Source organism: Metabacillus rhizolycopersici, assembly GCF_020075705.1.
Window position 1 is genome coordinate 45,176 of the sequence record NZ_JAIQUM010000003.1, and the last position, 26,930, is coordinate 72,105.

Consider the following 26,930-nt stretch of genomic DNA (forward strand, 5'->3'; position numbering starts at 1 on the left):
ACAGGCATAAGACGCACATGAATAGAAGGCGTTCTTTGCCTTCAATTCATGTGTGACTTATGACCCCGAGGAGCTAGACGCTGGAGCTAGACACTAACACTAAGTACAAAGCATATAAATTCTGATAGTATAAAATAATGAAGTGCCTGTCCTTTTAGTTCATTATAAGGACAGGCACTTTTGCTATTATGAATACATGCTTCATCGAAGACATCTATCTCTTCATTAATGTCTTTAATGGCCTGAACACTATTGTTTCGTATACTTTCATCAGCATTAGGGATTATTGATCCGTAGTAGGAGCTTTGGCAACAGTCTCTGAAATTAATCGTGGCTAAAATGGACAACCTGAGAACTCAATAACATTTCGAGTTCTTTTGTTTTCTTTAAGGAAAATTTGATCCCTATCGAATAGATTACGAGAAAAGTGACCACCATTTTAAAGAGGTGATTACTAAATGCGGACATTCATTGTAACTTGTTATATCGGCATGATTTTTATCTTTACTTGTACTGAGAGCTTATTTCTATTACTTCAAGAACAAAAACTAAGCTTTCAATTTAATGCCTCCCCCTCCTTCTCTGATTTTTTCATCAATGATCTTATCAATCATCCAGATATCACGTATTTTAACCAAAAGGCCGGCCATATTATTTGTTTTTTCATTTTAGCTCTGCTTCTTTATTGGGCCTCGCACCGAGTTTGGCTTACAACATTACTATTCTTAATAGTTGCCTTTTCGACAGAACTCGCCCAATTGTTCTTTTCACGAAGTGGCAGGCTGCTTGATGTGTTTTATGATTCAATTGGTTTAACAATGTTTCTTGCTTTTTATCTTTTCTATCAGGTGATAGTGGTTTTGGATCGTAGTGATTCATATAGAGTGGATTAAAAGTAAATCGATGGGGACCTCTGGATAGCAGTTTAGTTTTAATATTTTGGGACTGCCATCAGCGCTTTAGAACAATGTAACATTCCCAATATAGTATTTACTATTCGTTAAATGTTACATTTAAAAACATTTGATTCAACACTTCAGAATATTGCTGACATTGTTGTTAAACTAAGATAATTCCTTTGAAGAACCTTTCCTAAGTTGAGTTAAACTCACTCTTAGGGAAGGTTCTTTTGCTTTTGTGGTTCATACTCCGACTATTGTAAAGTAATGTTGCGCTTTACACTTAATGGATTAAACCACTGCGTTGTTAGAGAGCGCTACATTTAGTATTAATAACATCTCGAATCTTTTGTATTTTTAAAAGAGTATCCTTTAAAGAAATTTTATTTAATTCATCTACCATGTCTAAATAGTATTCCTTCCCATAATGCCATGGTGTCAATGTAAAAGGGTGTCTTTCATCCGCAAAGTATTCATTTGTCCTTAGATCTATACTAGTAATATTATATTCTTGTTTTAAATAATCATAAATCTCATCTAATAATTGATTTTCTACATCTAGATTCGGATATTTCCTCATATCAAATAAATGAATTTGTCCATCTTTACCTAAAAAGCAATTAGTAAGTTTAAAACAGTTTAGAATTAATTTTGTATTAGGTATATTTTCTTGGATAAATCGGTGAAGATCTTCAAATGATTTCTTCCATAATTCGAGATAGATTTTTTTATTACTTACCATTCTCATTTCACGCTGAAATAATTTTTCTTTATATGCCTTAGTGTTTCTAAAATTATTCGGGTTATTTGTTACATAGCCTTCATTAAATTTGGCCACCCCGTATTTTAGATCTGCGTAAACATCAAAAAGAATATAATCTGGGGGAGTGTTCCTGATTTCAGTTAAATAACTTTTTGCTAAATCATTTCCTAACGATTGTTTATGAAAATCATTTAAGTTTCCTTCAAGAAACTCATTTTCGAGTTCAATTTTTTTTGACATTAAACTGATAATCGAAGATTGCCACGCTGTACTTATACATTCATAATATTCTTTGTAATCAGGGACAAAATTCCGATTAAAAGTATCCCTTGTAACACACGAACCTATTACAGAAACTGTTATTTTTTCCATCAACTACATTCTCCCGTATTCTTATTTTCCCGTTAGCTTATTTTGCTCCTTTATTATGAAACATAAGAATTCAAGTAAAAAATCATGATAATATCTTGTTTCATAATTAACGATATTCTTTTTCCATTTATGATTTGAAGAAGAATGATATTTGCTTTTAGATAAATTAATAAATGTTACATCTTCATTCATGATCATTTCTTCCATCTGTTCTAGATATTTATTTTTACTTTGAAGATCATTCCTTTGAAAACTTTTTAAGAAGTTATTTTCATCGTAGTAGGAATTTACAAATCTTGCAGAATGGATGATTACTTTCGTATTTGGCAGTATTTCTTTTACCTTTATAAGGAATTGCTTTGTTGCAGCATACCACCTAGTTAAATATTCATCTTTATGTGTATGAATATTAAATATCTCTACATCCTCATGAAATTGCACCAATGATAATTTATTTTTGTTATTCGTAACACTTGTATGGCCAACATTTAACACACCATATAAAATATCAGCAATAAAGTCGACTACAATAAAATGCGGCTTCTGGATTTCGAGATTCTTAAACAGCTCTTTTTTAAAATCCATATTTATTACTTGTTTGTCCCAGCCTTTTATATTGTCTGAAATTGTTACGTTTTTAACTATTGGTTCGGACATAATACTTATCATTGAACTTTGATACTGATCTATTGATACATTACATATTTGTTCTAAATTCTCTAACTTAACTAGTTCAAAGCAACCACGGGTGGCAGATGTTCCAATCACTGATATATTTATCTGACTCAATACGTTCCCCCCATATATAATTGGTAGTCTTTTAGAAATTCACTTTACGCATATACTCTAGTCTTTAGACTAGAGATTTTGTTATTGTCTAAATCAACAAATTTCTCCCGTTAAAAAGGCTATAAGAATCAAGCACTAGAACCTGTTTCCGAGCCTTTATCATTATGAATTCACAATAAGTTTTGATAATTCACCAATAAAGCTTTTATAATAATTGCTCTCATAGTGATGCGGACCAAAACTAACAGTATGATCTACGTCGGCTAGGTAATTGTATTTTCTTAAATCTAGGATTTTTACACTTGGTGCTTTTGTAATAAAATATTTATTCATTCTTTCCCAAATGTTGTTATAAAGATTTATCTGTGTATTTGTAAATTTACCCTCTTTAATAAAGCTCATTGTTTGTCTATCACTATCGTAGTAATGTTTCGTTAGTCCACCCCAAATTAAGACAACTCTTTTTAAATCAACCGTCTGGCTTAATTCTTTGATAAATGCATCGCAGGAGTCTCGCCACTCATTCCAAAAATCAGGATGTCGATAATCAAATTGATCTGTATTTTTTAAAATCCAATGATGATAATGTGATGTTTTATGAATAAATCCATTTTGTCCCAAATATCTTCCATCACTTAACTTTCTCGCTCCATGTACAGCATCAACAAAGAAGTCCACTAATAAATAGTCAATATTTGCATTTTTTAAGTCTGTAAACGTATTTTTTTCATATTCTCTGATTACTTGATTTAAATCTTTTTCCTTTACATCTTTATAGTCATCCTTTTTAAATTCGATAGGTTGACTAGATAGACTTAGTAAAGATGGCCAAAAATGCGTATAAGCTACATTAAAGTACTGTTTATAGTCTGGGTTATAATAGTTCTCTCGACTATTGAATGCAGATCTAGTAAAGCAAGTACCTAATATCCCTAAATTAAGTACTTCCGGTTTCTCTTCAGCGATAACAATAGATGTACCATCAGAATTTATCGTCATGTTCACATTTAACCCATTTATCTTTGTTTTTCTCTCAATCACTTCTGTATAAGTAATATTATATAGGGAGAAATTCTCAACAAGATATAAACTGTAATTTTGCTGCTCTACCAAATCAATCCCTTTAAAGATTTCCATAAAGTTAAGTTCAATCATGAGATTATTATCTGTACTACGAGTATTGGCTAGCTTTATTTCTTTGTATGGAAATATGTCACTATCATTATTTACAATATTTTTTCTATACACGAAACAACGTAGATCACTTATCTTTCTAAACGAGGACTGATCAAAAACTAATTGAACACTACTCTTATCCTCATTATGTGAAATAGAAGTAACGCTCGCACTTAATTGAATTCTCTCAACTCTGATTGATAATCCGTGTGATTTTGTCCAATAAAACTTAAATTTCAAATCCATCAATTCAAACGTTTTGAGTATCTGTTCGTCTTTCTTCTTAATATCTGCCCCAAGAATAATAGCCTGATCTTGTACTTCTATAATGAAGTCTAAGATTGTCACTTCATCTTCAAATGAAAATTCACTTAACTTTTCAAACTCTAAAGAAAACGTGCTTTTTCCTTTATTCTCAAGAGACATACACTCAGAATATACTGTCGGTGTATCTTTGAATGATCTTTTTTTCAATGAAAGTTTTGAAAGATCAAGTTGCTCATTTGTTTTAGTTATTATTGCAGAGACGTCAAGAACTACCTCTCGCTCATTAAAACGCAAAAGATCCAACGTGCCCTTTACTCCCACTTTGTTGACCTTTAACCCTAGTGTTCCGTTTTTCCTTCTAAGTAAATTGATTGTTGCCAGCTTATTATTTTTTATTGTACCGATTCTTCTAAGCTCAGCTTGGACAGTTTCATCCACTTTTAAATCAACGTATTCATTATCTGCTCTTACATAGAAATAAACGAACTGATTGTTTGGATTATACATCTCAAAGTTATTCATTACCTGATCCAAATCCATGGTAAACTCATACGTATTTTCTTTTATGTGTACTACATCAATTTCAAAAACATCTCGATACGCAGGTACGACAAACCTATCTACATCTTTTAATCTTAGTTCTACTTTTAAAAGATCGGACATTTTTTCAAAATCGAAGGATAAAACAATTGTATTATTTTTAAGATGTACTTCCTTAACAGTAGCCATATTTATTTTCACCCTTACTTAAGCATCTAAATTGCAAATTATTAAAAAGAACGCATCTTAGATGGCGTTCTTTTTAATAACTTGTGATAATCATGTAACATTTATTTCGTCAAAATATGATGAAGTCTGGTCGTTAATTTATTCGTCATTTTATTTTTCTTCAAAATTTTAAATGACTTCTTGATTATTTGGGATTTCTTTAAGCGATCAAGTACTGTAGGATTTTTCGAGAGATTTAATAATTTTCTTTTATCCATTATTGCTCTAAATATTCGTTCGCTATTCTTTTGATCGATATATTTAAAATAGTCTGGTCTCATTTCACTAAATTTTTCTTTTTCTTTAAAATCTCTTTTTGTGTAATCTTCTATCATTTGTACAAGATTGTTTATATCGAATACTCTCTCACCAAACAAGTCGTTTTCCATATCTAAATAACTTCCTTGATATTTATTATAATCATCAATATCAAACTGAAAGAATAGAATCGGCTTTTTCTGGTAGTACATTTCCCAAGCAACACTTGAATAATCTGTAATTAACATCGAAGACTTCATTAAGAGTTCATTTACTTTTTCTTCTCCGTACTGATAAATTCTTATTCTTGAATTTTCACTACTAAATTTGTCAATATATGCTTTGAATTTTGGATGAATATAAAAGTCTAAGCTTACATTAAATGTATTTAATACATTAGCCAGCTTTGGCGAGTTAAGAAGTGAAATATAATTTTTATAATAATCGGTTTCAATGAATTTTTCTTCCGGAAGATCATCCATCCACGATCTCCAAGTAGGCATCAGCATGATTGATTTCTTGTCTGACGATTTATCAGCAAGAACATCCCATCTACTCAATCCAGTGACGATAACCTCTTCATCTTTATAGTCAAATACATCTGTAATGATACTTTTCTCATAATCCGAAGAAACAACAAAGAGATCCGTAGCATTAGCATTTGTCGCCTTTTTCTTAAACACACTATCAATTCTCTTAAGAGCAATTACTCCATGCTGCAAGAATACATGTTTTTTTCTTTTTATAGTTTCTCTCAATTTGCCCTTTTCGATTCTAATATCGTACGAATGACCTCTAGATTCTGAGGAAACCAACAGGGTAGATGCATAAAGATAAAGCATATGTTTAAAGCTCATGTATTTGATGACTTTATTTTTCATAGGTTCAATATTGTTATAATCTGGTGAGGTATCTTTGATTATATAATAGAAGTTTTTCTTCTTATTGTTCTCATAACAATATTTAAAGAAATAATACCCATTATCTTGAGCACCTTCTGAAAATTTCTCAAATGCCAACCAAATATCTTTTCTATCAAAATATTTCTTAAACAATAGATACGTAAAATATGCGACATTTTCCTTTATCTTAAAGGATAATGATTCATGCGACATTTTTTCCCTATATACAAACGCTAAATTGCCTACTGAAGTAATATAAGGATAGAATTGGAATCCGTTGTTGAATGTAAAAGAATATTTCACAATCTTTTTATCAATTGATTCTTTTACGTTAGCTGATGTCTTTTTAAGCTTAATTGGATATTCCTTACCAGAAATACTCACGACTGCAAATATATCCCAAAAATAATTTTCAAATTCTAACGGTAATATATCAAATTCAAACTTTACTTTAGACTTATTCTGAGTAAGTTTTACTTCCTTTGCATCGAATCGATATTCTCTGTTCTCTATTTTGTGTCTATACTTTAACATAATGGCTGACACTTCATAGGATGAACACTCTGGGAGCTCTAGAGTGAATTCTCCATTAATGATGTTTTTTTCCATTTGGAAATTAGTTAATTCCACAGCGGATTTAAGCTTTTCATTCACTAAAGGTAATCCTTGTTTAATGACTAGAGATAATTCATTCTTTATTGTTAGATATGGTGTAACTAGGTTAGACGTATTTGTTGTGATTGAGTCAAAAAATCTTTCATGTCCTGGTAGCTTCGGATAGTGATAATAGCCAATTTTATTCTGTTCAATGAACGTATCATGAATGATTTCTAATGAGACATCCCAACGAGAATCCACCGTTTCATAATCCTTAATAAAGTCAGTTAAATCAATTTTAATTAACGCATCACCATCAACAATCTTCGGAGAGACATATTGAGACCATTGCTCTTTCGTCTTCCTTTCTACCAAGATTACACGTATACTTTCTAATTTATCATAATGAAAACTAGGTAATCTAAACATTAGATTTTTACTAATTACTTTTACATCATCAATAGAAATACGGTTACTTAACTTTCGATATACTTCTCTTCTATATACCTCTTCGCCACCGATCAAAAATGCTACTTCATTTTTACCTGAGACATAATTTATCACACTAATTTCTTCGTTAATTTCAATCGGTTTCATATGTCTTAAAACTGGGCTTTCAATCCAAACACTATCTTTTTTTATTTCATATAAAATGACTGACTCTTCAGTATAAAGCTTTAAATATAATTTCCAGCGTTGATTTTGCTGGAATAAAGGATCGACAAATAATTGGGAAATATTAACATTTATTTCACCATTTTCATTGAAGCTTCCTTCATGCTGCCCAAGTGTGAGAACATCTGATGTCTTTATGTTAGAAACAACTAATGAATAACGATTATATTCACCAAGTTGTTCACCCTTTTTCAATTTAATCTTAAGATTATTTCGCTCCAAAGATATGTCTTCAAAATACATGATTTCTTCTACAAATGGCATCGTTTTGCTGTCAAAATAATTATCATTTACGATTAAAAATGCTAGCTCTCCTTTAATCGTTAAATATGGTGCGACTGCTTTTAATCTATTTATCTTGATAGGCTCATAAAATCTATTATTTTCTACATTAAAGTTTTCACTTACACCTAATTTATACTGTTTTAATAAATAGCCTGTCTTTTTCTCAATCGCCAGTTCATACTTTGTACCAATCTTTGAGCTTTCCAGACTAGATAAATCAACTTGAAGCTCGAGTGGATTATTTTTTACTACTTCATAATCAATCGCTCGGTTGCTCTTATTTCCACTATTATAAAGCACAACGTGAAAACTATCGTTAGGATTAAGAATAAACTCCTTTAATTTAAAAAGCACTTTACCATTTTCGACCGTCACATCTTCTACTGTTTGTTTATCCGCGATCATATCACAATAGCTTTTGAAAATCATTGAAGCATTCCCGTATACTAAGGAAACATTGTTTTTAACGGTTAAATTTGGAACTACGATTCTAGTTTTACTTAGATTAAAACATGTAGCGGAATATTTGTTTTTCTTTTCGAGATCGATTGTTTCTTTATGCACTCGGAACTTCTTACCATTGATTAAAAAAGATAAATCCAGAGCATTTTTATCACTGTTATCAAAATTCAGTTGATTCATATCTAGTTTCAGCTTCATCACATGATCAATATATTCTATTTCAGGAGCATATCCTCTCGATTCTTTTGTTTTCCTGTCAACGGTCATGATTTGAACCATATCGTCCATTAACTGATCATTTTTATCTATGACCATTTCAAAAAAATGATCGCTTATTTTGTAATTTTTAATTGTTATTAAAGCCAATTGATCTCACACCTTCAATATGTTTCGACTTTTTTCATTACTTTTTTATTCATTATTCTGCTATAATTTAAATAGGACTATGTAACCATACCATAGACCAAACCAAGAATTAAGTCTCTCAGCTGATATTCCAATAATTTACTTAAGGGGAATAAAAGCCCCTAATAATAGGGGCCTGTGTAACGTTCAAATTAAGAATAATCATTATTCAGCATTGATAATTGTTATTTTATCAAAGACTTCTTTATCTGATGAAGTAAAGACAAGGCCGTATTTGTCAGTTTGATAAATATAAGAAGCTAAAAAATGATTGGCGATATGAGGCTCTCCTAATTGTTCATTTACTAAAGCGATTGGAATCTCTACCTGATTAAGGGTTATCTTTTCAACTATTTCATTCTCATTGAAAGAAATAGTTGTGTTTTCATTCTCTACAAGATTACTTTTTTGTGAATTTACTTCGTATGATATGTCTGGATAAACGGTGGACACTTCCTGCCTTGTTCGTCCAATTAATGCTATTGCCTCTTCTTCAGAAGCTGGAATCGTGTCATATAAATAATCTTTCACATCATCGAATTCTAGTTGATCAAGTGGATCAATTTGTTTCGTAATTACGTCACTAATCCAGCCATTCGTACCATCTTCCAGTCTTAACATAGACCAAGATATATCATCTTCACTGACTTCATGTTCATTTACAACAAATGAATAGCCGAATTCAACCGTTTCTAACTGTTTACTATCCGTTGTTGGTAATGCACGTATTATTGCCTTATCTACATGTACATATCTAATTACCTTTGGTTTCGTTTCTACTTCATCGTTTTGAAGTTCTGTTAAGCTCTTATCATTTACAATTGGACTCTCGTTCTTTCCTCTCGTAAATACATCACTAATCTCCATTTTTGAAAAGATAAAAAAGGCAACGCTCATGAATAACAGAAAAGATAATGTGACGATGAGGGATGTTTTCATCACTTTATTTGATTTTTTCTTTGAAACCCCTCTTGTCCCTATTTTTATCTTACTGGATTGTTTACGAATTCCTTCAGCCTTAAACGCCTTTTGTTCTTCCTTACTTAATGCTTTATATTGCTTTATAAAAGCCTCATATTTAGGCATGATATCTTTAATGTCACCGTAATCCTTGACCGTTCCGTGTTCTAACCAAAGCGCCTTTGTGCAAAACTTCTTCACTTGACCTGCAGAATGACTAACAAAAAAGATGGTTTTTCCACGTTCCTTAAATTCATTCATTTTGGCGAAACATTTATCGGCAAATGTTTTATCACCAACTGAAAGAGCTTCATCAATGACTAAAATATCTGGATCAGCACTAACGGAAATGGCAAAGCCTAGCCGAGACTTCATTCCACTTGAATATTTTTTTACTGGCATATCAATAAATTTTCCGATATCGGCAAATTCAATAATTTCTGGTTGTAATCGTTTAATTTCCTCTTTCTTCATCCCCATCAATAAACACTTTAACTCAATATTTTCCCTACCAGTTAACTGTTTATCCAACCCAGCAGCAATGGCAATAAGGGAAACTTCGCCATTTGCCACAATTGTGCCACTAGTAGGAGGAATAATTTCTGAAAGTAAATTAGATAAGGTTGATTTACCAGAGCCGTTTACACCAATAATGCCAATGACATCTCCCTTTTGTGCATCAAAGCTAACATCTCTTAATGCATAAAAATCCTCGCCAAAACCGCCAGGAAGTAAAATATCCTTTAGCTTTTCCGAATTCTTACTATGCATTTTATATTTTTTTGTTACATTACGTACGTGAATAGAATAATCCATATTACCAAACCTCATTATAGATAGTCTACAAAATGCCTTCTAAATTTTAAATGAAGAATTGAACCAATCAAACATAATCCGAAAACAACCATCCAAAAATAAAGAGCATATTCCATATCGTCAAAAAACCACCCCATGCCTAATAAGGCATTTCTATATCCCTGAACGATATAATATAGTGGGTTTAAGATCATTACCTTCTGTAAGAACAAAGGTAGCTTCTCAGGAGTCCAAAGAATCGGTGTTAAATATAACATCATTCTAATAATTGATTGAAATATTTGATGAATATCTCTCACGATTGTTGATAAAGTAGAGGTAATTAAAGATATCGAAAAGACTAATGAAACTAACCCTACCATATAATACGGAATTTGAATAAGATGAATGGACATTCCTTGTTTAGAAAACAGAAAAATCACTATGATCGTGACTAATAAAGCGATATGTTGATAAAATACTGACGTTACAACATAACTTGGAATTGCACTCATTGGAAAATTCATTTTTGTAATGAGGTTTAATCTAGAATAAATTGATTTAGAACCTTGTATACAGGCAGAACTAAAGAAAAACCAAACGACTAAACCGGCAGATAGCCAATAAACGAATGGAATACCATTTACGTCGTCGCCTCCCCTAATCCCAAGGCCAAACACAAACCAATAAATGCTCATTTGTATTAATGGGTTTAAGATTTCCCAAAGCATTCCCAAGTAATTATTATTATTTATGCTCTTTAATTGGTAGACAGATAAGCGAATAATCATGTAAAAGCTACTTATCTGCTCCTTAATGATTGTAAAGAATGATTTCATTATTTATTTTGCCTCTCCTAAGAATATTTTCTCGACAACTCTTTTAGAGGCAAACCCATTGTCTAAATAACAATACTTTTGATAAAAACGGTTATATTTTTCTTCATATGCCTCTAATCCGTTATTTTCATAATCAGATATAGCTTGTAGCAATTCTTGAGTTGTTTTTACAACCGGTCCTGGGGCATCTTCCTCTAAATTAAAGTACAGCCCTCTAACTTTTCCACTATAAGATTCCAAATCGTATGTGTAAAAAATGATAGGTCTTTTTAAGTTCGCAAAGTCAAAGAAAACAGAGGAATAATCCGTAATCAACAAATCTGAAATGAGATAAAGCTCGTTAATATCTAGGAAACGAGAATAGTTGTAAACAAATCCTTCATAGCCAGAAAGATCAAAATTATCTGCTACAAAAGAATGCAATCTCAAAAGAATAATATATTCTTCTCCTAGCTTTTCCTTTAGTAAGTTTAAATCCATATTTAGCTCAAACTTATATTTTCCAGGTCTAAAAAACTCATTGTCCCTCCAGGTTGGAGCATAGAGAATGATCTTTTTATTTTTGGGTAAACCAAGCTTTTCTTTAACAGATGTAATGTAGGATGAATTGTTATGAGTATAGAATATATCATTACGCGGATAACCGACTTCTATCATTTCTTTATGAAAGTTAAATGCTCGCTTAAAGATGTCTGAAGAATAACGATTTGGCGATATGAGATAGTCCCAATTTTTAGACTCCTGATGAAAGCCCTCTACATATGTCTCATTTGTTGTTCCTGGCATATGAACTTCCTTGATATCACTAACAAGTTTCTTTAACGGTGTCCCATGCCATGTTTGGACATATACTGTGTGCTTCGGTTTGGTTATCCATGACGGCATTCTACTATTCGTCACCCAATATCTTGCCCTTGCCATTGAAATGAACCATTTTAAAGAATAGCGATTTACATATGGTATCTTTCTCTGCAAAAATAGAGATGAGTGCTCTTTCCTTATGCTCCAAACTCCATTGTACTCTGGATGATGTTCTACTATATATTCGTAAATCGCTTTAGGATTACAGCTATATTGTTTACCAGAAAAACTTTCAAACATAATCAAATGTTTATTTTGCGGCAACCACGATAGTACAATAAACATGCTTTTTGCACATTCTCTAATTACCTTTTTTATGATTTTCGTTATTAATTTTTTCATAAGAATCCTACACCTATTAATCGAGTTTTTTATTTTCAGCACGGAAGGCGGAAGAGATCACTTTAGCATTGCCAGAATCTTACTACCTAAGTTACGTACGAACCGAATTTTTTTATATCGAAACCAAGTCGACTGAATTAAATCGCTTTTTCGTATAACGGATAGCAAGTCCCCTCTTTTTACTAGGTCTTTTTCCTTGAGCTTAATCTCATTGAAAATTCTTGAGCTGTTCTGCTTATCGTTATATTTAAAATACTGATTTCTTTTTAACGTAAATATCGGCTTTTCTTTAAAATTAGTATGAATATACTCTTCTATTTTATCCACTAAAGTTGTAGCATCATATGTTACCTCTCCAAATAGGTCATTTTCTAAATCTAGATATGCCCCTTGGTACTCGTTATATTTCGCAAGATCAAATTGGAAGAATAAAACCGGTTTTTTCAAATAATGCATTTCCCAAGCCACACTCGAATAATCCGTAATTAATAGACTTGATCGCATAATCAGCTCATTCACCTTCTCATCACCAAATTGGATGATTCGTACATTTGAACGATTTGTATGAAAGTGAGGAACATAAGGCATAAATTTAGGATGAATATAAAAGTTCAATCGCACATTATTCTCTTTTAATAAATTATTTAATTTTTTCGACTGTAATAATGCACTGTACGATTGATAATAATCTGATTCCATAAATTTTCCATCTTCAACCTCTTCAAGCCAATTTCTCCAAGTAGGCATTAAGAGGATTTCTTTCATAGCCTTAGAACTTACTTCAGACTTATCTTCTAATACATCCCATCTTGCAAGACCTGTGACGGCAATATTCTTCGGATGATAGTCAAAATCGTTTTCGACAATTTCCTTTTCAAAATCTGAAGATACGATAAATAGATCTGCTGAGTTTGCCGAATTCACTTTAAACGTATTTTCTACCTTTTTTAACCCTAAGACACCGTGTTGTAAAAAAACGAATTTTTTGGCAACGACATAATCTCTAATAACACCTCTAGACACTCGCCAAGCATATCCATGCCCTTTTGTCTCAGAGGAGATAATTAATTTTGAAGCAATTAATAAAAGCAAGTGCTTGACACTCATGAAATACACAACACGTTTTTTGTATTTAGTCAGGTTCTTCGTATCCTGTGAATCTTTTTTAATAACGTAATAGATCTTTTGAGAGTAATGATTTTCATAGCAATCCTTAAAGAAATAGAACCCGTTATCTTGTGCTGTTTCTGAGTATTTTTCATGGATTAACCAGATTGGATTAAACGAAAAATACCAGAAAAGGATACGATATAAAAAGAAAGCAACATATTCATTAACCTTATATTTTAAAGCCTCGTATTCTCCTTTTTGTCGATAGGTAATACTAAAACCACCGTGCATCGTAATATAAGGATAAATTTGATAGTTATCGTCTGTATGAATCGTATATTTCAACATTCTATGCTTGAGCTTTTTACTTATTAAATAGCTATCATTTACAATTCGAATGAAACGTTGCTCACCATTTTCAACTTGTATCGCTACAAACACATCCCAATAGAACTGTTGAAAATGAAGATTGTTTAAATTAACTGAACAGGTGATCTCTTTTTTGTTTACCCCTGTGTCTTTTACATCTATTTCGTGGACAACCATTTGTTGATTATGGTCATGGCGAAGTCTCAAAAGAATATTCGTTACTTTAAAGTCCTTTAGTCCATCCATTTGAATAAATGTTTTAAAGCTTAATGTACCACTTTTATTATCCATGTTAATTTTTCGTAAAAATGCATATCCAGGATATTTTTCTTTTAAGTATTGATCGTTAGAACATATATAGATAGCAAATTTATGATCTTTCGTCATGTATGGGACAACAAACATGTCATTGTCTATTGATATTTTTCCGCTGATACGCTCAGTAGTCGATTCTACGTGTTGTTCAATCCTACTTATTACTTTGCTATTCTCTTGAACATGTTCGAGATACATATCCCAGCGACTAGTTTTCAGCGTTTTCCCTGTGAATTGTGAGATTGGAATAAGTATACAGTCATCCATTTTGTTAAAATCCAGATACATCTTTTCTTTCGATTTTCTGTTAATAATGACTATCTCAAAATGGAACGTTACACTCTTATCATTAATTTCAAAACAGATCTCGTTATTTTTCGTAATGAAAAGATTATCGGCTATTATGCTGTGTTTTGGTTTAATATTTTTAAGTTGTAACCATTCCATCCTTTGTCTTCTCCTTGCTGCCTAGGCACAAAAATAGTCTCTCTAACAGCTGTTAATGAGACTATTTTTACGCACAACTAATTTTTATTTTATCGTTTCACTTTTCAATAATCCCTCTAAATAAGGGATTAATGACGAGCGTAATTCATCATTTTTCAAAGCAAACTCGATCGTTGTTTGTACAAAGCCTAACTTTTCACCAACATCGTAACGTTTCCCTTTGAAATCATACGCATAAACCGGTTGCTCACTGTTTAATTTTTGAATAGCATCCGTTAATTGGATTTCTCCTCCTGCACCGATATCTTGTTGCTCTAAATAACGGAAAATTTCTGGTTTCAAGATATATCTTCCCATGATTGCAAGATTCGATGGAGCTTCACCTTGGTTTGGTTTTTCTACAAAAGAGTTTACACGATATCTTCTTCCATCTTGTGTAAGAGGATCAATGATTCCATAGCGATGTGTCTCTTCATCTTTAACCGTTTGAACTCCAATGACTGAAGACTGTGTTTCTTCGTATTGATCGATCAATTGCTTTAAGCAAGGCTCATCACTTGCAACAATATCGTCGCCTAATAAAACGGCAAACGGCTCATCACCAATAAATTTCCGAGCACACCATACCGCATGACCGAGGCCTCTCGGTTCTTTTTGTCTAATGTAATGGATATCAACAAGGTCTGAAGCTTTACGAACTTCATTAAGTAATTCAAATTTCTCTTTTTCAAGTAAATTTTGTTCCAACTCAAATGCATGATCAAAATGATCTTCAATTGCACGTTTTCCTTTACCAGTTACAATAATAATGTCTTCTATTCCTGACTTTACAGCCTCTTCAACAATATACTGGATCGTAGGTTTATCAACGATAGGTAACATTTCCTTCGGCATCGCTTTTGTTGCTGGTAAAAATCTCGTTCCCAGACCTGCAGCAGGTATAATTGCTTTACGTACTTTTTTCATGTCATCCTCCTAAGGTTTTTCCCACTTTAATCTATCTGACTTTTTCATCTCTTTATCTCTATTTACATGGAACATTCGAAAGACAACTCGCCCTAGTGGTTCCCACAAAACAAGTTGTCTTCTATATTTTTCAAAACGTTAATCGTTTTTATTTGGCAATAGCTAATTCTTTCACAATCTTTGTCGTTGATATTCCAGCTGTACGAGGGAGATACACGACCTCACAATGTTCTTTTAGAAAATCAAAATGTCCATCCCAGTCACTGCCCATCACGAAAACATCAGCATCATTTGACTTAATGTCGTTTATTTTTTGTTCCCAATTATTTTCAGGAATAACTTCATCAACGTAACGAATAGCTTCCAAAATCATTTTTCTATTCTCATAACTATGGTAAGCCTTCTTATTTTTAATCGCATTGAATTCATCCGTAGATAATCCAACGATTAGATAGTCGCCAAATGATTTTGCTCTTTTTAGTAGAGCGATGTGACCCCAATGTATCAGATCAAAAGTCCCGTATGTGATAACTTTCTTCACGTATACTCCCTCCTCCTCTATTAATATATCAAATAAATCTATCTTAATAATTTACAATTATTTTACATAAAATATGTTGCTTTTTACAAACTGTTAATAATCCATCATAGAATTATAGCATATTCTTACAGTAAACGACATGCTACTTCAAGCAGAATGTTCCTACTTGTTCTCTCATTTTATATTTCTCAATGTTGTCATTAATCTCACAAACGTTTTTACTATTGTAGTTGTTAAGAATAACAACAAATAAAACTTAACTACGTGGATTTCGAACAACATAGTAAACAGGAACAAACAAACGAACAAGCCTGGGAGACCTGTAAGAAAAGCGATCAAATCAAGCACAAAGGACTTATTCCGAATCTTATTTAATGGATCTTGAACCAGATTTGCAGATTGAGTTAACTGATAAGAAATCGGAACCAACAACCCCATAATAATAAATACAGTGATTGTATATATGAACAGGATTTCTACGTTTGTTAAAAGAAGTTTGTCTGTATGAATTAACAGTGTCATAGCAATCGAAAGGTAAACAGGTAAACTCGCTGCCTGTATAAGAAAATCTATGAATATACCTTTTTTAGATGTCCTCTTTGTTATTCTTGCTAGTTCTCCATCTACACAATCAAACAAATAACCAATATTATAAAATAATGCCGCTAACAAATAAGTGAATGGTTGAGAATAAACAATCATTAAGCCTGAAAGTAACATAAAAAAAACACTCAACCAACTAACGAAGTTCGGAGTTGCTTTGATAGATTTAAAGAATAAAGTAAAATAGATTGAGATCCTTCTTAAGACAAACCAAGACCATAAATCTTCTTTTTCACTAAATCCTTGACTCATTTCACGATATCTTACAATAGAATTTGTATCAAAGAACGTTATTGGAAGTTGCTTTTTGGCGTTTCTCATATCCTATTTTCACCTTCCAATATTGTTTACTTGTTAAACCACTTAATAATCCATATCCTCTAATAAAATGAAGTAAAAAGAATACTAAAAACGTTGGGAAAAAATAAGCAATATTTTTACGTTTCTTCACCATACTTACAGAACCGATGCCAATAAGCGTAAAATAAATCGCTAAAAGTAAGATAAAACTCTTTAAAATAAGGGGGCTAAAAAATGATCCGAGAGTAAACATAATTCCCATCATAAAGACGATAATAGGTACGAGATGTCGAAAACGAAAAAGGCCCTTCGTACCACTAGATGCGATCATTGTCCATTTTCCGTCAGCCAATGCTTTTTTAGTAAATGCTTTCAATGTAGACCTTGAAAAATATGTGGAAACAATTGAACTTGATAAGAAGAACTTCCCACCAGCCTTACGAATTCGTGCATGCATATCCAAATCTTCACTTCGATTTAATCTTTCATTGAAAAGTCCAACCTCTTTAAAGATCTCACGTTTATATGCACCGTATGGGACCGTGTCAACTTCACCTTCCCATTTGTCTTTCGTAATCCTAAATAAACTGTTACCAACCCCAAATGGATGCGAGTATACATGAGCAATTATTTCTCCCCAAAAACCTACACCCTTTGTCTTAATTACTCCACCAACACATGCCATCTCAGGTTTCCTTTGGATTAAATCATAATATTTCGTTAAAAAGTCGGTTGGGATTTGTGTATGGCCATCTACCCTAATGATATACTTTCCACTAGAATTGGTAATGCCGATGTTCCACCCTGTTGGTAAAATCCCCTTTGGGTTCTCATAATAACTTATTCGATTAGGATGCTCGTCCATAATTTTTCTTACTACTTGCTCAGTACTGTCTGTCGAATCTCCATTTATTACGATAATCTCATATTTCTCTTCTGGAAAATCTTGATTCAATACTCTTAGAAGTAAATCATTAATATATTTTTCTTCATTCCTTATGACCAATAGGAATGAGAATACTATTTGTTTAGAATCCAATTTTCCTCCTCCAATAATCAGTTCTTTTCTCTGTATATAAAAGTATTAAGATTTTTTATGATTTTTGTAAATTTTATTACAAACGCATTTACAAAATAGTATACATATAATTAACTCAAAATGAAACAGTTAATTATTTTCCAATAGGAAAAAAGACTCATTTCCCCTGAGTTTCGTCCGTCTTACATCCTTCTCACCATCCCACTCTTGTTTACAACTTAATTAAAAATTACTATTATAAATAGTTGTATGTGTGTGCCAAATTTCAATGGTGGTACAGACATTTACTTAGCATGTTAGTATTTTCTTGTTTAAAGTCTGAGATAAAGCGAGACTTATCGGGCTTTTACGGGCAGTTATCCCCCACCTTCGCCTCTTTGTGATTCACTCAAGCTTAGAGGTGGGGGTATTACTGCCCGTTAATGCGGGATAAAATTTAGTGTTTAAGGGAGTTATCCGATTGCAAACTGTACTTATAACAGGAGGAGCTGGCTTTGTCGGCTCGCATATTGCTCGTGAATTGATAAAGCGATATGAAAAAATAGTGGTATTAGATAATCTTTCAACGGGGTTAAGGTCAAATATTCCTACGAATGAAAAGATTATTTTTGTTGAAGGCGATTTTTCAGATAGGAATACGGTTGAACAGTTATTTTCTATCTATCGATTCAATTATATTTATCATTTAGGAGCAATTGCTAGTGTAGCTGCTTCTATAGATAATCCTTTATTCACACAACAAACAAATTTCCAAGGTACCCTTAACTTACTTGAGGCTGCTCGCAAACAAGGGATAGTCAATCGATTTATCTTTGCATCTTCAGCTGCTATTTATGGAAATGAGGGTACTTTACCTAAAAAGGAAAATACAATGATACAGCCTCAAACTCCATATGCGATCGATAAATTTTCATCTGAACAATATGTCCTTGCTTATCATCATTTATACGGATTGCCTACAACTGCTCTTCGTTTTTTTAATATATATGGAATAAACCAAAATCCACATTCTCCATATTCAGGTGTGATTTCGATCATGACAAAGCACTTCGAATTGAAATCGAAAGGGGAAAATCCAGCATTCACACTATTTGGATCCGGACAACAAACTAGAGACTTTGTTTATGTGAAAGATGTTGTTGATGCTAGTTTACTCGTAGCAACAAATGCAGCAGCAGTAGGAAAGGTGTTTAATGTGGGTACCGGGAAGGCAGTTAGTATTTTAGATATCATAAAAATCTATGAACAAATCTCTGGTTATTCATTAGACCTAACTTATCAACAGAAACGCAATGGAGATATTGATCATTCCTATTCAGATATTTCTCTCCTTTCATCATTAGGATATAAACCCAGATACTCTATTGAAGAAGGTCTAAAAGAGTATTGGGAAGAAGTATCAAATTGAACTCTATTTCCCCAATATCTGTACGTTAGCAATGTCACGCCTAACAAGTTTCTTCCTTTTACAATATCATTCGTTCTATACTTTCCAGTCTATCCATTCAAAAAAGACAGCGGATTTCAACCTCCGCTGTCTTCTTAACGTTCAACTACCTCTCACTATTTTTGGGCTAATAGGATGGGGTCATTCGTTGTACTATTTATACTTTGGCTTATTCTATATAAAACCACAATAACTGTCTATATAATCGCTACTTTTATTATCCATGATCATTCTATTTGTGCAAAGTCAGTCAAACACTCAAACCACATCTGTTAATGAAATTGGTTGCTTAATTTGTTCCTACAATGACTGTATAATAAGTTCAATTAATGCTTCGGATACCATAGATTAACCGGATCATCCGTATCTACATAAAATTCGTCTTGTATTTCTTCCTCAAACTCATTATACTGCTCATTATCAAATTCAAGCTTGCTTTTTATTATAGAGAAAAATTTTTTTAACAAAAAAAGCACCTCATCTCATTTGGTTAAACATGATAGATTCATTTTATCCAAAACATATTAAGCAAATGTTAAGAGTGTTATAATCTTTTGTTAATATTCTTGTCCTTGTGTAGTGAATAATCGTAGGTGTGATTATCGAATACCTATAATCTTCCTTATGTGACATGGTCCATGTATATCATCAATTGTTATAGTATGAAGGTTATTTGAGTCCGTATCAAAATGAAATTGTATAAAATCTGCCATTGATGGTGATGGCATAAACCGAAACGTGTTTACACTAGACCCAAAACGTAATAATGGTCGAGGAATATTCATTGTCACCATAGAAATAACAGATGAATTATTATTATTGCCGATAATAATAATCTGACTAAATGTCCGTAAATCATCCTTAAAATTAACCGTATTACCGACCAATCGAAGGTCACCTTCAAACAAAACAACATCTTTAGCACCAAAATATTGTGAAGCTAACTGATTACCATCCCCGCCAATACCCCCACTATCTTTTGTTCCGGTGCCTTTTGAATAGTCAAAATTTCTAATAATGTTTCTATAACTGTCACTAAAATACATTGCATATTGATGGAACGTTTTACTACCACTTCCGATCACATCGTCATCAAACGTGTTATCATTACTAAAATCAAGTCTGATCGCACTATGGCCTTCTGCTTTACACGAATCTCTAAAATAATTTTTCTTAAAGTTATTCCTATCTGAATAGCTTAAATAAACAGCACTTTTACTTGAACCGAACCCTGTGTTACTTTCAACTTTACAATGATGTGAGTGGTGTAAATAAACGATATATTCCCCAATGTCTTCAAATACATTATCTCTAATCATCACATTTTTAAAAGCTTCCATATGAATAGCAGTTGAAATTGTATTTTTAAAGACATTATTGATGATCGAAATATTTTCACAATACTTTAGAGGTTTGACACCATTTTTTTCTCTTATATAGCCGTGCGTACCAATAGCACGTACAACATTTTCAAATCTACAATTTTGAATGGTTATATCACGTGAAACGGTTCCATCATAGCCACCAAATGGCGGAAAGGATAATTTTGTTAATATCTCAATTTGGATTAATTCGAAGTCTTTAGATCCGGCATGGTTTGTGTAGTTCACATCACCAAGCCAACAGGACTCAATCAATATATTTTTACATGAAGAAATTTGAAAATAGTGTCCATTCTGCCCATTCTTTATTGTTAAGTTCTTGAATGAGAAATTCTCTCCATGTCCTAGGTCAAAAGCAGACACGTTATTATTGACAGTTTTTAATGGACTTTTAACTGTATTAAGATCAATTGTTCCACCTTCAAAGTGAATATTTCCATCACCATTGTATTTCGTCGCATAGGAGGCATTTCCTCTTTCTCCATTTGCGAAAATATTCGTATGAGTAGCTCCACCAATCCTTTTTATTACGCCTTCCTGGTGAATTGTAATCTTTGTATTTTTAAATAAGCGTAAGGGCTCTGCAACACCATAGATTCCTTTAGGGAAATAAATACGGACAGATCCTTCATTTTTAGCAAGGTCTAATATTTCTTGAATCACAGAACTTTCGTCTGATCCGTCTGCTTTAAGGTTAAAAGGAGGTTGTCTCACGTTTATCTCACGCTGAGCTAAGTCATTCACGGTTTTTGCTAATTCTTCCGTTATTTCATCAATACTGTCATAAACTGATTTTCCTTCACTATCTTTAATCTTTGCGGGAAAAGACGAATTAGAATCACCAAGATTTCCAAGTCTATAGCCCACAAAGACAGATAATACCCATAGGAAAAAGTTTACTAAGAAGTTTCTTCTGTTCACGAGATCACCCCATTTAAGACTATACCTTGAATCCTTTATAAATAGCAATAATCCTAATAGCATATAAACATTACATATAATGGAGTACTTATAATAGAGAATCAAGGGAATGGATGGGGTGACTTTTTGTCGAGTATTTATCTTATTTTTTAAACAAGTTTGAGTATAGTGGTGATTCTTCCAGATGCTTGTGTGATGCTTTCATCTGCCATTCGTTAAGCGACGACAATAAATTTTAATAATCTAGTCATGCCATCTACTTTCCATAAATACCTCCGCTGTGTTGAAGTAAGGAAGAACAGATGTATTACCAATAGCATAAAATCCATTATCAGGGTTCCATATCTTATATGTGTTTAAGCTGTTTGTAAAACCTTCTTTATACCTTTCTGGAACTTTATAACTCCCTTCTGAATCAATGTTTTTATGTTCTTGTACAGGTATATAAAATAATCCCGAGATGTTCTTTTCTTCTTCCATTAATTCCTTTAACGCATAACCGGATGCCGCATGATCATGGTGTGGATCTAAGTAGGACAAAGCATGATTAGTTGCTGAAGGGTATCGCTCATTCATTTCCTTCATAATCTTTTTTACGTCTTCTTTTTGAATATCACCATCTGGTAACTGATAGACAAATACATCATCAGGCTTTACCCCTAGTGCTTCTACCGATTTCTTAAATTCACTTACTCGTGATGCGCCAAATTCGTCTCTTGTAATCGTTGGTAGCCCTTTTTCTTCTAGTTTCTCATTGACTTTATGGAATGCACCGCTTGCCTTCCCCTCCGATAATAAGACGACGACAACCCTATCACCACGTTCTCTATGATGTAAAATTGATGGCCCTAGGCTAAGTACCTCATCATCTGCGTGTGGCGAATAGAAGATCGATGTTTTCTGTTCATTACCCGAAAGTTCACAAGCAGTTAGGATCGGCAATATGATTGTAGAAAGTAATACAAAGAGAATTCTCATGATAACCTCCATTTTAAAATCTTAGCGATTATGATAGCATCTTTTTATAGATTGTATTGTAACATTAGTTTATATGGCTAGTGTGTGCTTTGCTACTAGTAAGCAGGTTAAACTTGCGTTGAAAGGAACGTATTATGGAACCTTTACAAATGAAAACTGTTAAAAAAGGAAGAATTTATTCCCTAGACATGTCGAGAGGATTAATTGTCTTCTTGTCTGTTTTTTTAGGCACCATTCCAGCCGGAGGATATGAATATTTCCGCCATGCTGCATGGTATGGTTTTACCATCATTGACCTCATATTACCATCCTTTATAACCATTTTTGGGACAAGCATGGCGATTGCTTATCAAAAAGGAGTAAATTGGGGGAAACTCACAAAAAGAACGATTCGATTGATCGTTTATGGGTTAGTATTTACGATTATCGTGTCTTGGAGTTTGGATTTTTTTACACTGAGGCTAACAGGAGTCTTACAAATGTTTGCTTTGTTAGGCATTGTCACAGTGGTCATTACAAAGTTTGTCAAATCACCGATCAAATTAGTCCTACTAGCATTCTTACTTCTTTTTGTTTATGGATTCGTTACCTTAGCGACAAGCCAATCGTGTGAAGGTGGTCTACCACAACCAACATGTAATCTCTCAGGGATTGTTGATGCAAACGTGTTTGGTGAAAACCATATGTATGCCCAAGGTGAAAGAGGATTTGATCCAGAAGGGTTAATGACTAGCTTCGCTGCCGTTTCAAATGTCCTCATTGGTTTTGCGATTGGACGTTTGCTCCTCACCAAAAAAGAGAGTGGAGCATGGAAAGAAATATTGACTTTAGGTATGATACTCGTACTATTATCACTGGTCGTTTATCAGATTATACCTTTTAATAAGAGAATTTGGTCCCCTTCATTCGCCCTACTTACTTCTGGTATAACAGCCATTTTGATTTCAACCTTTTATTTATTTTTTGATAACAGAAAAAATGGTGATGTGAAGGAAACTGCCCTAGGACCCATCGTATGGTTTTTAGAAGCCTTTGGCCGAAATAGCTTCTTTATCTACTTTGGTAAATTTATTATTGCCTCTCTTTTGGCTCATATTACGATCATGGTTCATCACGAGGAGAAATCTCTTGCGTCAATTTTGTTCCATTGGATTGAAGCAATTAGTCCCTATCCGCAGCTATCATACGCTTTTTTCATGCTGTTGTTTTGGACGGCTATCGCTTTAACTTTTCATAAGAAGAAATGGTATGTAAAGGTATAAGAATTAGGTTACTTAAAGAAGAATCTGGTTTCTGCTACATGATTTAGCATATTACTATTAAAGAGTCTGACACAAAAAGAAGAGGATGATTCAATTAGTCGTTATACAACGAGCTTTTGAGTCATCCTCTTTATTTATTTTCAGTTTTTAATTGCCTCTTCTATTAACCTTCTATAGCTTATTTTATAAAATAAGTATCCCTTTTACTCAAATGATGTTTAAATCGTACTCTTCAACAAAAAAACGCGTTTTCTGACAGATTACTAGTTAAAGAGAAAAATAGGAATGTAGAATCATGACAAATATAGAACTTTTATCCTTTCCTTCATTTGGCTTATTTGTTATAACTAATAGAGTAAACTATATTATTCGGGGGAATTAGATGCGAAATTTCATAAAAATCGTACTAGCAATCGTAATTGTCTTTCCAATTCTATTTAATCCAAATGTCGACGCAAACGCTGCAAGTGAACCCATTGTCACTGTTGAATTACGAAATTATATAGGAAATAAAGACTCCTTACAAATAAACATGAATGGTCAATATCTGACAGGAAATGATGCTAATGATGAATTACTCAAAGAACTTACTAGTTTTATCTTAAAAATTGAGAATGGCACATTAGTAGTTTATGATGATTCTGAAAAATTAGGAATTGTTGAAGGTAATCTGTTCCTAAATCCTACTAATATCGCAACAGATAGTGTTCAAATTGTTGGTGATAATGGAACAAGAAGATATCGAGGTTCGTTTGAATTTAAAATTGAAACGATTGAAGCTAAGGAGTATATACGTCCTTATAACGAAGTGCTATTAGAGGAATATGTAAAGGGTGTTGTCCCTAGAGAAGCATTGGCAAGTTGGCATAGTGAAGCATTAAAATCACAGGCCATTGCTGCAAGAACATATGTGACTCGTAAAAGTTTTAACGTAAATGATACACAAGGAAATCAAGTTTATGGGGGAATTGAAGAAACCTCCTATCAACAAAAAATTTCAGATGTTGTCGAAGCAACTAAAGGGGAAGTATTAAAGATTGGTAGCTCTTATGCAGATACTGTTTTTTCCTCAAGTAATGGAGGGCATACTGAAACGAATCAAGGTGCTTGGGGATATCCAGCCCTTTCCTATCTTCCTGCAAAACCAGATTCCTTTGATCCATTACATCGTTGGGATTTCAGCTTAAAAGAAGATCAAATTTCATTACAAGGATATAACTTAGCAAAACCAGAAGCATGGTGGAATAACATCCAAGAAGCTGATGCTATTGTTCGAAATAATATGAAGCCTTGGCTTAAAACAGAGCTTAAGCTTCCTTCAACCTCAGATATCAAGATTTTATCTATTGAAGAATTAACGATTCATCCAGAGAGAACTGCTGGAAAGAGAATAAAAAGTGGTACAGCTAAAATCAGCTATATCGAAAAGTCCAATACTGACTTTAGTAAGGATGCTAATGGAAATATCGACATTAAAATCTATCAAAATACTAAACTAACTGGTGATCAAATACGAGCTATGTTCGGAACAATGAACATGAAAAGCTTGCTTGTCGATACGATCGAATCGCCAACTTCTACAGATATTACTCGAATTAGTGGTACAGACAGAATTGCAACATCAGTAGAAATAGCAAAACAGCTTTATCCAAATGGTTTTCCAGCAAATCATGCTCATAAAACAGTTTTCATTGCAACAAGTAATGACTTTGCAGATGCCTTATCAGCAGGCCCGCTTGCATACCAATATGGAAATGCCCCTATCTTACTTACAGGTGCAACTAGTCTAAGTAACGACGTAGCAACTGAGATTAAAAGATTAAAAGCAACGAAGGTCTTCATATTGGGTGGCAAAGTGGCAGTATCTGACCAAGTAATGAATCAAATTAAAAATATCAGTACAGTCGATTCTAACCAAGTCATCCGTATAAGTGGACCAAGTCGTTACGAAACCAATGCTGAAATTAATAATCGATTAACTAGCGTTGAAGGTCTATTTGTTGCTTCAGGAGAAAACTTTGCAGATGCATTAGCTGGATCTTCTGTTGCTGCTATCAATAAATATGCTGTTGTCTTAACAAAGCCAAATGCTTTACCTAATGGTAGCCAAACATTCATTTCAAAGCACGCAAGTAAGCCGGTTTATCTTTTAGGTGGACCAATTGCGATAGCAGACAATGTCTTACAACAAGTTAAACAGGTAAAAGGTAACGCAGAAAGACTTTCAGGTGCTGATCGTTACGCAACATTAGCAATGATTCTAAATAAATTCAAAGCTTCCTTTAATGGAACTGAAGTCATTTATTCAACAGGAAGCGACTTTCCAGATGCTTTAACAAGCTCATCTTTAGCAGCAGCTAAAAAAGCCCCACTAATCCTTGTTGGTGGAGATTTAAGTAAAGCAATTGAACCATTTTTAACTGGCTATCGAGATAACCTTGAACAAATCAATGTACTCGGAGGAACTGTTGCCGTTTCTGAAGATAAAGTAAACCAATTGAAGGATAAATTAGATGTGATTACAATCCTTCGCCTAAGTGGTACTGGCTTCGGTCACGGTGTCGGAATGAGTCAGTATGGTGCACAGGCACGAGCTTTAAAAGGTCATTCCTATACTCAAATTTTAGCTTTCTATTATCCTGGTACGAGAATAGATCATTTATATTAATTTACTTGAGGATGCTCAAAAGCTTGGATTAAACAAGCCGTTGAGCATCCTTTTCTATTTATTAAAACAAAATGAAAAGTTGATATTGTCGTTTATAAGAATTACAAATATCGACAATATTATGGTAAGAATTTCTCCTATTATGTATACTTTTTTTATTACATCTA

The 26,930-nt window shown here is 33.1% G+C and carries 18 protein-coding genes; 4 read left to right on the forward strand and 14 right to left on the reverse strand.

Annotated elements, in window-relative coordinates; all coding sequences use genetic code 11:
- Positions 1–458: 458 nt before the first annotated feature.
- Entirely contained in the window at positions 459–893 is a 435-nt protein-coding gene (locus K9V48_RS02155; protein WP_224136496.1) for a VanZ family protein, read from the forward strand.
- Between the two features lie 313 nt (positions 894–1,206).
- Here K9V48_RS02155 and K9V48_RS02160 read toward each other — a convergent pair whose 3' ends face one another.
- The 12 genes from K9V48_RS02160 to K9V48_RS02215 all read right to left on the reverse strand — a co-directional run bounded on the left by K9V48_RS02160 (position 1,207) and on the right by K9V48_RS02215 (position 18,105).
- Complete coding sequence (locus K9V48_RS02160) at positions 1,207–2,034, reverse strand: DUF6270 domain-containing protein (protein ID WP_224136498.1); 828 nt, start codon at positions 2,032–2,034, stop codon at positions 1,207–1,209.
- Positions 2,035–2,055: 21 nt separating this feature from the next.
- Positions 2,056–2,823: a DUF6270 domain-containing protein gene (locus tag K9V48_RS02165; RefSeq protein WP_224136500.1), complete on the reverse strand. Its 768-nt coding sequence runs from the start codon at positions 2,821–2,823 to the stop codon at positions 2,056–2,058.
- Between the two features lie 162 nt (positions 2,824–2,985).
- On the reverse strand, positions 2,986–4,995 hold the full coding sequence (locus tag K9V48_RS02170; protein ID WP_224136502.1) for a DUF6270 domain-containing protein: 2,010 nt from the start codon (positions 4,993–4,995) through the stop codon (positions 2,986–2,988).
- 101 nt (positions 4,996–5,096) lie between these two features.
- Entirely contained in the window at positions 5,097–8,579 is a 3,483-nt protein-coding gene (locus tag K9V48_RS02175) for a CDP-glycerol glycerophosphotransferase family protein (protein ID WP_224136504.1), read from the reverse strand.
- A gap of 204 nt (positions 8,580–8,783) precedes the next feature.
- Positions 8,784–10,394: a teichoic acids export ABC transporter ATP-binding subunit TagH gene (tagH, locus tag K9V48_RS02180; protein ID WP_224136506.1), complete on the reverse strand. Its 1,611-nt coding sequence runs from the start codon at positions 10,392–10,394 to the stop codon at positions 8,784–8,786.
- Positions 10,395–10,408: 14 nt separating this feature from the next.
- Positions 10,409–11,212: an ABC transporter permease gene (locus K9V48_RS02185; RefSeq protein ID WP_224136508.1), complete on the reverse strand. Its 804-nt coding sequence runs from the start codon at positions 11,210–11,212 to the stop codon at positions 10,409–10,411.
- A 3-nt stretch (positions 11,213–11,215) separates the two neighbouring features.
- The gene (locus K9V48_RS02190) at positions 11,216–12,415 is read right to left on the reverse strand and encodes a CDP-glycerol glycerophosphotransferase family protein (RefSeq protein ID WP_224136510.1); all 1,200 of its coding nucleotides are present in this window, start codon (positions 12,413–12,415) and stop codon (positions 11,216–11,218) included.
- A gap of 57 nt (positions 12,416–12,472) precedes the next feature.
- Entirely contained in the window at positions 12,473–14,656 is a 2,184-nt protein-coding gene (locus K9V48_RS02195) for a CDP-glycerol glycerophosphotransferase family protein (protein WP_224136512.1), read from the reverse strand.
- A gap of 84 nt (positions 14,657–14,740) precedes the next feature.
- A complete protein-coding gene (galU, locus tag K9V48_RS02200) occupies positions 14,741–15,622 on the reverse strand; it encodes a UTP--glucose-1-phosphate uridylyltransferase GalU (protein ID WP_224136514.1) in 882 nt (293 codons plus the stop codon).
- 148 nt (positions 15,623–15,770) lie between these two features.
- Complete coding sequence (tagD, locus tag K9V48_RS02205; RefSeq protein ID WP_224136516.1) at positions 15,771–16,163, reverse strand: glycerol-3-phosphate cytidylyltransferase; 393 nt, start codon at positions 16,161–16,163, stop codon at positions 15,771–15,773.
- A 174-nt stretch (positions 16,164–16,337) separates the two neighbouring features.
- A complete protein-coding gene (locus K9V48_RS02210; RefSeq protein ID WP_224136518.1) occupies positions 16,338–17,087 on the reverse strand; it encodes a CDP-alcohol phosphatidyltransferase family protein in 750 nt (249 codons plus the stop codon).
- Complete coding sequence (locus K9V48_RS02215; protein WP_224136520.1) at positions 17,047–18,105, reverse strand: glycosyltransferase family 2 protein; 1,059 nt, start codon at positions 18,103–18,105, stop codon at positions 17,047–17,049. Before K9V48_RS02215 ends, K9V48_RS02210 begins: the two co-directional genes overlap by 41 nt.
- A gap of 460 nt (positions 18,106–18,565) precedes the next feature.
- On the opposite strand from K9V48_RS02215, the gene K9V48_RS02220 reads away from it, so the two are divergent.
- Positions 18,566–19,513 (forward strand): NAD-dependent epimerase/dehydratase family protein, encoded by a 948-nt coding sequence (locus tag K9V48_RS02220; protein WP_224136522.1) that lies wholly within the window; start codon positions 18,566–18,568, stop codon positions 19,511–19,513.
- 638 nt (positions 19,514–20,151) lie between these two features.
- Here K9V48_RS02220 and K9V48_RS02225 read toward each other — a convergent pair.
- Both K9V48_RS02225 and K9V48_RS02230 read right to left on the reverse strand, forming a co-directional pair.
- Positions 20,152–21,855, reverse strand: coding sequence for a NosD domain-containing protein (locus K9V48_RS02225; protein WP_224136524.1), 1,704 nt, complete (start codon positions 21,853–21,855; stop codon positions 20,152–20,154).
- Positions 21,856–22,098: 243 nt separating this feature from the next.
- Positions 22,099–22,833 carry a PIG-L deacetylase family protein gene (locus K9V48_RS02230; protein ID WP_224136526.1) on the reverse strand — a complete coding sequence of 245 codons (735 nt, stop codon included), beginning with the start codon at positions 22,831–22,833 and terminating at the stop codon, positions 22,099–22,101.
- A gap of 149 nt (positions 22,834–22,982) precedes the next feature.
- Between K9V48_RS02230 and K9V48_RS02235 the strand changes: the two genes are divergently transcribed.
- Both K9V48_RS02235 and K9V48_RS02240 read left to right on the forward strand, forming a co-directional pair.
- On the forward strand, positions 22,983–24,095 hold the full coding sequence (locus tag K9V48_RS02235) for a heparan-alpha-glucosaminide N-acetyltransferase domain-containing protein (protein ID WP_224136528.1): 1,113 nt from the start codon (positions 22,983–22,985) through the stop codon (positions 24,093–24,095).
- A gap of 382 nt (positions 24,096–24,477) precedes the next feature.
- Complete coding sequence (locus K9V48_RS02240; protein WP_224136530.1) at positions 24,478–26,763, forward strand: cell wall-binding repeat-containing protein; 2,286 nt, start codon at positions 24,478–24,480, stop codon at positions 26,761–26,763.
- The last annotated feature ends 167 nt before the right edge of the window (positions 26,764–26,930 follow it).

Bases quoted from the DNA above. Each gene is read 5' to 3' on its own strand.
- K9V48_RS02210 (WP_224136518.1), bottom strand. From the start codon at position 17,087: ATGAGAAACGCCAAAAAGCAACTTCCAATAACGTTCTTTGATACAAAT.
- tagH (WP_224136506.1), bottom strand. From the start codon at position 10,394: ATGGATTATTCTATTCACGTACGTAATGTAACAAAAAAATATAAAATG.
- K9V48_RS02230 (WP_224136526.1), bottom strand. From the start codon at position 22,833: ATGAGAATTCTCTTTGTATTACTTTCTACAATCATATTGCCGATCCTA.
- K9V48_RS02190 (WP_224136510.1), bottom strand. From the start codon at position 12,415: ATGAAAAAATTAATAACGAAAATCATAAAAAAGGTAATTAGAGAATGT.
- K9V48_RS02235 (WP_224136528.1), top strand. From the start codon at position 22,983: ATGAAAACTGTTAAAAAAGGAAGAATTTATTCCCTAGACATGTCGAGA.
- galU (WP_224136514.1), bottom strand. From the start codon at position 15,622: ATGAAAAAAGTACGTAAAGCAATTATACCTGCTGCAGGTCTGGGAACG.
- K9V48_RS02170 (WP_224136502.1), bottom strand. From the start codon at position 4,995: ATGGCTACTGTTAAGGAAGTACATCTTAAAAATAATACAATTGTTTTA.
- K9V48_RS02155 (WP_224136496.1), top strand. From the start codon at position 459: ATGCGGACATTCATTGTAACTTGTTATATCGGCATGATTTTTATCTTT.
- K9V48_RS02240 (WP_224136530.1), top strand. From the start codon at position 24,478: ATGCGAAATTTCATAAAAATCGTACTAGCAATCGTAATTGTCTTTCCA.
- K9V48_RS02185 (WP_224136508.1), bottom strand. From the start codon at position 11,212: ATGAAATCATTCTTTACAATCATTAAGGAGCAGATAAGTAGCTTTTAC.
- K9V48_RS02160 (WP_224136498.1), bottom strand. From the start codon at position 2,034: ATGGAAAAAATAACAGTTTCTGTAATAGGTTCGTGTGTTACAAGGGAT.
- K9V48_RS02195 (WP_224136512.1), bottom strand. From the start codon at position 14,656: ATGGAATGGTTACAACTTAAAAATATTAAACCAAAACACAGCATAATA.